This is a genomic window from Staphylococcus sp. 231237_7MaSpsaltlick, from assembly GCF_043107035.1.
In genome coordinates this window covers 1-10,614 of the sequence record NZ_JBICNX010000046.1, presented here as the reverse complement: position 1 = coordinate 10,614, position 10,614 = coordinate 1, and the positions used below count along the sequence as shown (strand labels likewise).

Sequence of the window (10,614 nt, the reverse complement as noted above, 5' to 3'; positions counted from 1 at the left end):
GGAGAAAACGACGTATTCGTACACTTCTCAGCTATTAACCAAGAAGGTTACAAATCATTAGAAGAAGGTCAATCAGTTGAATTTGAAGTAGTTGAAGGCGATCGCGGTCCTCAAGCTGCAAACGTTGCTAAACTATAATTATAAATTGAAATATTGACTATTTGTAAAGAACCTTGTTAAAGGTTCTTTTTTTGCATTATAATAAAACTTTTTAACAAGTAGCGTATAGATAAGTTAATAGACAATAATAAACATGTAACCTAAGTATCGTGTGCATTTAATACTATCGTTACATGTTTTTCAGTATGTCTTGTAAATTAATAACTCTTATTAATACAACTTAAAGCACTAATTATCAAATAAAGATGTAATAGCAAATTTTATTATTCTGTAAAGATGCTACTTTAGATATTATGTTACTAATTATAAAGATATATTTCTTTCACTCATCTTAATTATCATTCTTAGCTATTTTACTTACGATTTATACTATCTTCACTATATTTTTCCCCAAATACCTCCATCATGTCAATTACTGGAATTAAATCTCTTCCTTTATCTGTTAGACCATAAACAACTTTTGGTGGAACTTCGGGATATACAGTTCTTGATATAACCTTGTCATGTTCTAATTCTTTTAATTGCTTTGTTAATGATCCTTGAGAGATACTCACAAGCAATTTTTTAATTTCATTAAATCTTTTATCGCCTTCTTTTAAATACCAAAGAATGATATTTTTATATCTTCCTGACAACACATTTTGAGTATATGCTATCCCATGAATATCTCTATGTTCATCTATGAATGATTCGTCAAAACCATAATTACAAATTTTCACCATTTTAATACCTCCATACCGCAATAGTACAAATTTTAGTACTTAGTTAAAAATTATTGCCTTCTTTCAATATTGAATTTTGAATACTAATATACTATATATAATAAATTTAAAAAAGAGGGTTACTTATGAAATCACGTATTACAAACATATTGAATATAGAAAAACCTATTATACAAGGTCCTATGTCATGGCTAACTGATGCACAATTTGTAGCAGCAGTAAGCGAAGCAGGGGGATTAGGCTTTTTAGGACCCAATGGCGGATCGGCATTAATTACACGTTCTGTTACCGATACAATTGAGCGTTTTCGACAAGAAATTAAAAAAATTAGGCAACTCACAGATAAGCCATTTGGCGTACCATTAGTCATAAGTAGGGATATGGCTTATACAGAACAATTGGTTGAAGTAATTATTGAAGAGGGGGTTACTGTAGTACTTGCCAACGAGTATATAAAGGATAAATCACTATACCAAAAATTGAAATCGCATCAAATTAAAATAATATATAGACCCTTAACACCAACAATTGAAAATGCTAAAGAGGCTGAGTCCTTTGGAGCAGATATTTACGTAGCAACAGGTTTTGATGAGGGTGGTACAGTTCCAGAACGCGTGATTGGTACTTTTTCAATTGTACCTATGATTGCCGATGCAATTGATATTCCTGTCGTTGCCGCTGGCGGTATTGGAGACTACAGAACAGTAAATGCTGCTTTTGCGTTAGGTGCAGAAGGTGTGTTTGCAGGTAGTTTGTTTATTGCTACAACAGAAAACCCAGCTGCTGAAAATGTTAAGCAAAAAATTGTCGATTCAAATGCTACAGATTTATTATTATTTAGAACTTTACCAGCATACTACAGATCGTTACCCGGTAAATTGGCAGAAGAATTAGTAGAAATGGATCGCCAAGGCTATTCAAATAGCGAATTGTCTCAGCATATGGGTGGGGGCGCTAACATGAAATTAGGTATGTTAGTTGGTGATACTGAAAATGGATTTGTCTCAGTAGGCACAGGCATTTCTACAATTTCTGAAATCAAACCGGTAGAAAATGTTATTAAAGATGTCATGAAGGATATTTAATAAGTTTATGCTGCTTAATAACATATAAAAACAAAACCACAATCTGATGTGTTGTAAGTTCAGTGAATATCATTCTATAGTTCAACATTCACTAACAAACAGCACTAACTTGATTGTGGTTTTGTTTATTTATCTTCTGAAATTTGATTATTTGGTATCATTAATTATGAGTTGTCTTAATGATTGTCTTTTTATAACTTCTCTTGCTTTACCATCTTTCAAGAAGAATACAGATGGTTTTTGCATTTGGTTATAATTTGAAGCCATGGAATAATGATAGGCACCCGTTGATAAAATAGCGAGATAATCTCCACGTTTTACTGTATTTGGAAGTTGAGCATTTTTAATAATAATATCACCTGATTCACAAAGCTTACCGGCTAATGTGACTGTTTCATTCGCTTCATCATTGCGATTTACTAGCAACGCTTCATAACTCGCATCATAGAGTGCAGTACGGATATGATCACTCATGCCACCATCAATTGACACATATTTATTAACGCCTGGGATTTCTTTGATTGTTCCTACTTCGTATAAAGTAATTCCAGCTTCACCAACGATCGAACGACCGGGTTCAATACCAATTTCTGGAAGTGGATAATTTGTTTCTTCAGCTATCGTCTTAATAGCTTCTGTGATTTCTTCAATACCATCTTCAATAGGGAAGCTCACATCACCTTCAACATATTGAATACTGAAACCACCGCCAAGATTAATTAGCTCAACATTAATATCATTGTCTTTCAACCAAGAAATCACTATTTTAGCTGTTTCAATCATCGCTTCTGTGCCTTCAATTTGTGAACCAACATGGAAGTGAACACCTTTAAGGTTTAAGCGCTTTGATGCAAACACTTTTTTGACACCTTCTATAGCTAAACCATGTTTAATCGACAATCCAAATTTACTATCTTCTTGACCTGTTTGTATAAATTCATGTGTATGTGCTTCAACACCAGGATTCAAACGCAATACAACATTGACTGTTTCACTTGCATAACGATCAATCAAGTCAATTTCCTCTAATGAATCTATAACAATATAGCCAACCTTGCTTTCTAAGGCATATTGTATTTCATGCTTTGTTTTATTGTTACCATGAAAATGAATATGTTGTGGATCAAAACCAGCTTCCAATGCAGTATAGAGTTCACCTTCAGATACTACATCTAATTCTAAACCTTCCTCTTGCACAAGTTTAACCATTTGAATACAAGTAAACGCCTTTGAAGCATAAGAGATATTATATGTTAAACCACTTGCCTTAAATGCTTCATGATAGCGTCTCATCTGGTTTCTAATTTGTACTTCATCATATACTATAGTAGGGGTACCAAAGCTTTGTGCAATCGTCTTTAGACTTGTACCACCCATCGTTAATTCACCGTTATTGTTGTATTCTACTACCATCTTTATCTATACTCCTTTATTAGTGAGTCATGATTCATTGCGCTGAGCTGCTCTGAATTAGCTCCTACACCTTTAAATGTATACTCATCTACGCGCATATCATTATTATATAGTATTACCTCATCTTGTGCATTTACTTCTGAATCCACTTCTACAAACATATGACTCATCATCAAAGCTCTAATTGGATATCTTTTACCGTTGATCATAGCTTCATGTTTCGCACGTGCCTTTAATATGCCATCACCATATCCCACATCAACGACTGCCAGTTTTGTATTGTTCTCAGTCGCTTCGTAGGCAAAGCTATACCCACAATAATCTCCTTGTTGTACTTCACGAACTTGAATTACATTTCCTTTAACAGTTAATGACTGTTTAATCAATGATTCATCTAATGAACCATAAGGTCTTGAACCATATAAAGCAATACCAACACGTGCATGTGTATGATTTGGAAGCACACAACCTTCTCTATAATAACTCGCACTATTTTGTGCATGTATCATTTCAAATTGATAGCCATCCTTTAATAGCGTTTCAACAACATTCAGCCATGCTGATTTTTCAATACCATAGTCAGGTACATCAAATTCATCAGCATATCCAAAATGCGTCCATAAGCCTGAAATATGCATTTTCAATGTATTTTCATTCTGTTCATGATGCTGCAAGACTTCCTTTATTTCATCAATTGTTTTCAAACCTGAACGATGCAATAAATTTTCGAATTCTAAATGTACATGAATATCATATAAATCTTCTACATGTTCATAATAATATTGAAGGGAAGGCAATGTCATATGAATTTGGTGTTCTCTTAAAACATCAAACTCATATACTGCATTCATCAAGAATATGGTTGCTTCCGGTGCTATCTTTCTAATTCGTACAGCTTCCTTTAAAGAGGTCGTACTGAATGTGTTAATCCCAATTTGTAAAAATTGTTCTACCGCAAAGTTCAAGCCATAATGATAAGCATTATTTTTTACAACAGCCATAATATTATTGTTATTAACAACATTTGCGGCATTCTTTTTAAATTCTGCTGTTTCCACTGACCAAGTAGCAGTCATTTACGTCACACCTCACTGTAAGTTTTTAATAACTGTTCATAGTAATCTGTAACACGTATCAACATATATTCGTTAAAGTTTAATGTTGCTGTATGCAAACCTGTAATATAACCTTTAGATTCATCTCGTACACCGACAAATACAAAATAACTCGGTGCAAATTGACTATAAAAACTAAAGTCTTCACCAAATAAATAAGGCGTAGGTTTATCAATAATCTCAAAGTTTGCATTAGTTAGACCCTGTGTTACTTTGTGCTTTAATGTTGGATCATTATAAGTAGGGGGATATCCTTCTTCAAATTTAACCTCACAATCTACATCAAACAACAATTTAACACTTTCTGCGATTTTCTGCATTTGTTGTTTCACAATTTCTAAATCGTTTACATCATATGTTCTTATTGTACCTTCTAAATATCCATTACTAGGCACTGTGTTGATTGCTTCACCAGCTTCAAAGTGTCCCATATGTACAATATTACGTTTCAGACCATTTAAATGATATTGTTGAATTTGACCAACTTGAGTTAACACATGTTGCAAAGCTTCTCCACAAGAATGGCCTTGTTCTTTATCTGCTACATGACTTGATAACCCATTTAAGAAGAACCGGTACTCCGTAGCACTTGCAGTAATTTCTTCATCTCTAATAACAACTTTACCTTCATCTTCAAAAGGCATAACATGAATTCCAAATACTGCTTCTATATTATATGCTTCAAATGCACCCGCCTTGATAAGTCGATTCGCACCACCACCTGTTTCTTCAGCTGGTTGGAAAATAAATACGACATTATGTGGTAATTCACCATTTTCAGCTAATGCTTTGCAACGTTTTACAAACAGCATTAGCGCTGTAGTATGTCCATCATGGCCACATGCGTGCATCACATTATCTGTTGAACTTCTATAATCAACGTCATTTTCCTCAAATATTGGTAGGGCGTCTATATCTGCACGATAAGCGATTGTACGATCACTGTTTCCCTCAAGAAATGCTACTACGCCAGTTTCTAAAGGTCGTTTGTAAGTTATTCCCAGTTCATCTAAAAATGCTGCTATATACGTTGTTGTCTCATATTCATGAAGGCTTAACTCTGGATGTTGATGTAAATGTCTTCTATGTTTAGTAACGAATTCTAATTCATTCATTTAAGATCATATCCTTTATTTATTATTATCAACCATATTTAAACAGTTTAAATATAACTATAGGTTGCAAATACATTATGTATATAAATTTTTAAAAAATGGAGGAAAAGAAATTGTAAGTTAAATTCGACAAGTGCATCGTCATTAACCAAAAGTATCTTTATCCTCCGATAATAATGGATAAAAACAACGTAAAGCTCAGTTATTTTTCATCCAATTCAATTAGTAAATATTTTAATTATATTAGTCGTTTAACTTTCTTAACGCTGATACGATTTCACGTTTAGAATCTTCAACTTCACTCGTTTGCTTAATAACTTTAGCTGGTGTACCCGCAACTACTGCTCCAGCTGGTACATCTTGTGTAACGATAGCGCCAGCTGCTACAACTGCTCCTTCACCAACGCGTACGCCTTCGAGAATTACAGCATTAGCACCAATTAATACATTATCTTCAATTACAACAGGAGAGGCACTAGGTGGTTCGATGACACCTGCAAGAACTGAACCTGCGCCGACATGTACGTTTTTACCAGTCGTTGCTCGTCCTCCAAGCGTAGCATTCATATCAACCATTGTGCCTTCACCAACAACTGCTCCGATGTTGATTGTTGCACCCATCATTACAACCGCTCCGTCTTCAATAATTGCTTGTTCTCTAATAAATGCTCCTGGTTCAATACGTGCATTTGTATTAGTTAAATCTTTCAATGGAATTGCAGAGTTACGACGATCCATTTCAATTTCTAAATCTGTAAAAGCAGCTTGATGCTGCTCGTAAAATGATTTCCAATCATCCGCTTCACAGAAAATTACTTTTGAATCTTCTGAACCAAACACTTTAAATTCTTCTGGGAATGCTACATCATTAAAGTTTCCGTTTGCATAAACTTTAATAGGAGTTGTTTTCTTTGCGTCACTAATATATTGAATAATTTCTTCTGCCGTTAAATGTTGTACCATAATTTAATACGCTCCTTGAATTTTATAAGTTGTTAAATGTGTAATAACCATTTTCTTTGTTAACTAATTTCTCTGCAGCACCGATTGCACCATTGGCAAAAATATCTTTTGATTGTGCACGGTGTGTAATTTCAATTGTTTCATCTGTACCCGCAAATAATACATCATGTTGTCCTACGATTGTACCACCACGTACTGCATGAATACCAATTTCTTCTTGTGTTCGTTTTTCATTGTTTTCATGACGATCATATACCGGTGTTGATTGTGTTCTTAATTCTTTAATTACATCATATAATTTTACAAGTGTACCACTTGGGGCATCTACCTTTTTATTGTGATGTGCTTCTGTTAATTCAATATCAAAATCTTCTAATAGAGGGACAGCTGCTTCCAAAATTTTTGTTAAGGCGTGTACACCATAGCTCATATTTGCACTAAAAAATACAGGCATTTTTTTACTTAACAATTGCAATTTATCGATAATCTCTTCTTTTTCACCTGTAGTTGCTATAACTAATGGTAATTCGAAATCATCATCTAATAGCGGTAATAATAATTCTGGATTTGAAAAATCAATCGCTACATTTGCATCTTTTGCATCAGATATTTTTTCAAAAGTAGGGTAGGGATATGACTTATCATTATTTCTCACAATAATACCACTGATTTCATGTCCTTTTTCTTCAGCTAACCTTGCTACACGCTCGTTCATCGCGCCGTAACCAATTAATAATATTTTCACACTAGTTCACCTGCTTTAAATTGTTCATATGCTGTTTCTAATTTCTGTCTTTCATCATCTTGTAGCGTCACTAGTGGTAATCTTACTTCATAATTGCCAAAACCTTCCACTGTAGTTAACACTTTAATCGGTACTGGATTGACATCAACTGCCAATGCATCAAGTAAAGCTTTAACTGGTTTAAATTGCGCTTCAATATTTTCCCCTTGTTGTTTAGCGTCGTATAACGATTGGAAAGTTTTTGGTATAACGTTAGCTACTACAGAGATAACACCGTGACCACCTCTTTGATAATATTCTACAATATTATCGTCATTACCACTAAAGAGTGCAAATTCAGCTAAGTTTAAACGTGATTTTAAAGCTTCTAAATACTCAAAATCATTTGTTGCATCTTTTAAAGCAACAATATATTCATTTTCACTTAAAGTTTTTACTGTTTCAGGTTCAATTGTCATATTCGTACGAGAAGGGACGTTATATAATACAACTGGTAATTTGACTGCATCAGCAATTGTGGTAAAGTGTTCGATTAAACCTCGCTGACTTGTTTTATTATAATAAGGTGTAATAAGCATAATAGCATCTGCACCAATTTCACGTGCTCTCACTGATGCTTGGATTGATTTTTGAGTATTGTTAGTCCCAGTTCCAGCAATTACAGGAACACGCCCATCAACATAATTCACTACTACTTCTAACACGTGTTCTTTTTCTTCATCTGTTAGTGTTGGATTTTCTGCTGTTGTTCCATTTACAACGATTGATTTCGCATCATTTTCTAATAAATATGCTAAATGTTTTCTTAAAGCATCGTAATCAACTTCATTATGTGTGAATGGTGTGGTTAGGGCTACACCAACGCCCTCAAAAATATGTGCCATCTTATTTAACTCCTTTCAGACTCATTACTTGCTCAAGAATTTGTACTGCGTTCAATGCTGCACCTTTCAATAAGTTGTCTGAAGTACACCAAACATGGAATGTATTATCTAAAGAATCATCTTTTCGGATTCGACCTACAAATATTTCATCTTTACCAGTAGAATGAATCGCTAATGGGTATTCATTTTTTTCTGGGTTATCGACTAATACGACACGTTCATCCTGTTCAAATAATTGTTGAATCTCAGCAACAGACGTATCTTTGTTTAATGTCACGCTCATATGAACACTATGACTATCTTGTACAGGAACACGTACACATGTCGCCGTTACTTTTAAATCATCATCTTTTAAGATTTTTCTTGTTTCATCAATCATTTTTTGTTCTTCTTTCGTATAACCGTCTTCTAAAAATACATCAATATGTGGTAATACGTTATTATAAATAGGGTGCGGATAAGCTTCTGGTTCTTTACCATTTGCGCCTTCAGCTAAATCTTGTTTACCCTTAACACCTGAACCAGAAACAGCTTGATATGTGGTATAAGCTACACGGTTTAAACCAAACGCTTCTTGTAAGACTTTTAAAGGAACTACAGATTGAATCGTTGAACAGTTTGGATTTGCAATAATCTTACGCTCTAACACTGGTTCATTAACTTCTGGAACGATAAGATCAATACCTTCCGTCATTCTCCACTGACTTGAATTATCGATAACGATTGCTCCTGCTTGTTCGAAAATAGGGGAGAAGTGTTCACTTGTGCTACCACCTGCACTCATTAATACATAGTCGTAGTGTTCATTTGCTGCTTCCTCTGTTAATTCTTGTACAGTATATGTGTTACCTTGGAATTCTACTTGTTGACCTGCTGATCGAGCTGATGAAAATAACACTAATTCATCATATTTAACGCCTTTTCTATCTAAAGTCTCTAACATATTTCTTCCTACTAAACCTGTTGCACCTGCTACTGCTAATTTTGTCATAATTTATACACTCCATTTATATTTTAATTTTATAAAAATTTTAGAAAATTCAGATTTCAAAAGCTTTATATAAAGCATGTACCGCGCGCTCACCGTTATCTGCATCAATCACACTTGAAATACTAATTTCTGAAGTTGTAGTTTGGTAAAAAGGAATATCGTTTTCAATTAATGTAAGAAATGCTTTTGAAGCGACACCTGACATATCACGCATACCTGAACCAATTAATGAAATTTTGACATAGTCTTCATTAATTTTGAAGTCTAAAGCACTGTATTGTTCAGTCAATGATTCAAAAATATTAGTAATTTGTAATACATCTGTATCTTTTATAGTAAAGGACATTTGTAGTCCTTCCAAGTTAATAATTTGAGAAATCATATCAACATTAACAGATCCCGCTTCTAATTCATTGAACAATGCTGTTAACAAATTGTTATCGGGTAGGGGATAACTGATTGTTACATGCATCATATGTGTGTCTAAAGCAACGCCTGTTACTGCTTTTTTCTCCAATATCTCAGTTTGTGGCATAATCCATGTTCCTTTCACATTTGATAAAGTTCTTCCTAAATATAGTGGAATATTATAATTATTAGCGAGTTCAACACTTCTTGTTTCCAACACGCCAGCACCTAAAGCACTCATTTCCATCATTTCTTCATATGAAACATAATCCAAACGCCTTGCTTCTTTATATAACCTAGGATCTGTTGCATAAACGCCGTCTACATCCGTATAAATTTCACACGGTGTTTGATTGCTAGCTGCTAAAGCTACTGCAGTCGTATCTGAACCACCACGGCCAAGTGTTGTTATCTCTAAGTCGTCATTGACGCCTTGGAATCCAGCGACTACTAACACATCATGATGGATAAACGATTGATTAAACGTTTCAGGGTCAATTTCAGCAATTCTACTCTTCAGATGATGTCCGGTCGTTTTAATACCTGCTTGATAACCGGTCATCGCTCTTGCCGAAACACCGATATCATTCAATACCATCGAAAGGTAAGAAACAGTCTGTTGTTCACCCGTCGTAAGTAACAACGCTAATTCTTGATCCTTAGGCGTAGAAGTTAATGATGATACATTCGCCATTAACTCATCTGTGGTTTTACCCATTGCACTTACAACTACAATCAATTGTTCTCCTTGTTCCACTCTATTTTTTAACATTTCAGCTATGCTTTTAATTTTAGTAAAATCACTAACTGAAGAACCTCCAAATTTTAAAACACTTCTTTCCAATTTCTATATCCTCCTCAATGATAGGGGAGAATCACAGTAATATAAAAAAAGAACAAGTCCGGAGTTGCGAACCTGTTCATTAATATATACAAGTGATGCACTCCATTATTTTAAAATAATGACAGACTCTTAGCTCTTAACCATAAAGTCCAACGTGTTATAAGCTGCTATTATAACTGTTTCGGCATCTCACCCTTTCAAAATTAGCT

Annotated in this window: 11 protein-coding genes and 1 riboswitch; of the genes, 2 read left to right on the top strand and 9 right to left on the bottom strand. The window is 34.2% G+C overall.

Features of this window, described 5'->3' with window-relative positions; translation table 11 throughout:
* Positions 1 to 138: cold-shock protein (locus ACF91D_RS28790; protein WP_392438202.1), on the top strand; the 138-nt coding region annotated here is incomplete at its 5' end.
* A gap of 335 nt (positions 139 to 473) precedes the next feature.
* Here the strand turns inward: ACF91D_RS28790 and ACF91D_RS28785 are convergent.
* A complete protein-coding gene (locus tag ACF91D_RS28785; RefSeq protein WP_119624388.1) occupies positions 474 to 842 on the bottom strand; it encodes a winged helix-turn-helix transcriptional regulator in 369 nt (122 codons plus the stop codon).
* Positions 843 to 967: 125 nt separating this feature from the next.
* Between ACF91D_RS28785 and ACF91D_RS28780 the strand changes: the two genes are divergently transcribed.
* On the top strand, positions 968 to 1,927 hold the full coding sequence (locus tag ACF91D_RS28780; protein WP_107527359.1) for an NAD(P)H-dependent flavin oxidoreductase: 960 nt from the start codon (positions 968 to 970) through the stop codon (positions 1,925 to 1,927).
* A 147-nt stretch (positions 1,928 to 2,074) separates the two neighbouring features.
* Here ACF91D_RS28780 and lysA read toward each other — a convergent pair whose 3' ends face one another.
* The 8 genes from lysA to ACF91D_RS28740 all read right to left on the bottom strand — a co-directional run bounded on the left by lysA (position 2,075) and on the right by ACF91D_RS28740 (position 10,405).
* Complete coding sequence (gene lysA, locus ACF91D_RS28775; RefSeq protein ID WP_107527358.1) at positions 2,075 to 3,340, bottom strand: diaminopimelate decarboxylase; 1,266 nt, start codon at positions 3,338 to 3,340, stop codon at positions 2,075 to 2,077.
* A gap of 2 nt (positions 3,341 to 3,342) precedes the next feature.
* On the bottom strand, positions 3,343 to 4,416 hold the full coding sequence (locus ACF91D_RS28770) for an alanine racemase (RefSeq protein ID WP_107527357.1): 1,074 nt from the start codon (positions 4,414 to 4,416) through the stop codon (positions 3,343 to 3,345).
* A 5-nt stretch (positions 4,417 to 4,421) separates the two neighbouring features.
* The gene (locus ACF91D_RS28765; RefSeq protein ID WP_107527356.1) at positions 4,422 to 5,570 is read right to left on the bottom strand and encodes an amidohydrolase; all 1,149 of its coding nucleotides are present in this window, start codon (positions 5,568 to 5,570) and stop codon (positions 4,422 to 4,424) included.
* 243 nt (positions 5,571 to 5,813) lie between these two features.
* Complete coding sequence (gene dapD / locus ACF91D_RS28760) at positions 5,814 to 6,533, bottom strand: 2,3,4,5-tetrahydropyridine-2,6-dicarboxylate N-acetyltransferase (protein WP_107527355.1); 720 nt, start codon at positions 6,531 to 6,533, stop codon at positions 5,814 to 5,816.
* A gap of 22 nt (positions 6,534 to 6,555) precedes the next feature.
* A complete protein-coding gene (gene dapB, locus ACF91D_RS28755; protein ID WP_042738720.1) occupies positions 6,556 to 7,278 on the bottom strand; it encodes a 4-hydroxy-tetrahydrodipicolinate reductase in 723 nt (240 codons plus the stop codon).
* Positions 7,275 to 8,162 carry a 4-hydroxy-tetrahydrodipicolinate synthase gene (gene dapA, locus ACF91D_RS28750; protein WP_107527354.1) on the bottom strand — a complete coding sequence of 296 codons (888 nt, stop codon included), beginning with the start codon at positions 8,160 to 8,162 and terminating at the stop codon, positions 7,275 to 7,277. The genes dapB and dapA overlap by 4 nt, the downstream gene beginning before the upstream one ends.
* 1 nt (position 8,163) lies before the next feature.
* A complete protein-coding gene (locus ACF91D_RS28745) occupies positions 8,164 to 9,153 on the bottom strand; it encodes an aspartate-semialdehyde dehydrogenase (protein WP_107527353.1) in 990 nt (329 codons plus the stop codon).
* A gap of 49 nt (positions 9,154 to 9,202) precedes the next feature.
* Entirely contained in the window at positions 9,203 to 10,405 is a 1,203-nt protein-coding gene (locus ACF91D_RS28740; RefSeq protein ID WP_107512956.1) for an aspartate kinase, read from the bottom strand.
* 87 nt (positions 10,406 to 10,492) lie between these two features.
* Positions 10,493 to 10,614, bottom strand: a riboswitch (Lysine riboswitch). This riboswitch is flagged as partial in the annotation.

Excerpts from the sequence above, each read along its gene's own strand:
- ACF91D_RS28785 (WP_119624388.1), bottom strand. The coding sequence starts at position 842 with ATGGTGAAAATTTGTAATTATGGTTTTGACGAATCATTCATAGATGAA.
- ACF91D_RS28780 (WP_107527359.1), top strand. The coding sequence starts at position 968 with ATGAAATCACGTATTACAAACATATTGAATATAGAAAAACCTATTATA.
- lysA (WP_107527358.1), bottom strand. The coding sequence starts at position 3,340 with ATGGTAGTAGAATACAACAATAACGGTGAATTAACGATGGGTGGTACA.
- ACF91D_RS28770 (WP_107527357.1), bottom strand. The coding sequence starts at position 4,416 with ATGACTGCTACTTGGTCAGTGGAAACAGCAGAATTTAAAAAGAATGCC.
- ACF91D_RS28765 (WP_107527356.1), bottom strand. The coding sequence starts at position 5,570 with ATGAATGAATTAGAATTCGTTACTAAACATAGAAGACATTTACATCAA.
- dapD (WP_107527355.1), bottom strand. The coding sequence starts at position 6,533 with ATGGTACAACATTTAACGGCAGAAGAAATTATTCAATATATTAGTGAC.
- dapA (WP_107527354.1), bottom strand. The coding sequence starts at position 8,162 with ATGGCACATATTTTTGAGGGCGTTGGTGTAGCCCTAACCACACCATTC.
- ACF91D_RS28745 (WP_107527353.1), bottom strand. The coding sequence starts at position 9,153 with ATGACAAAATTAGCAGTAGCAGGTGCAACAGGTTTAGTAGGAAGAAAT.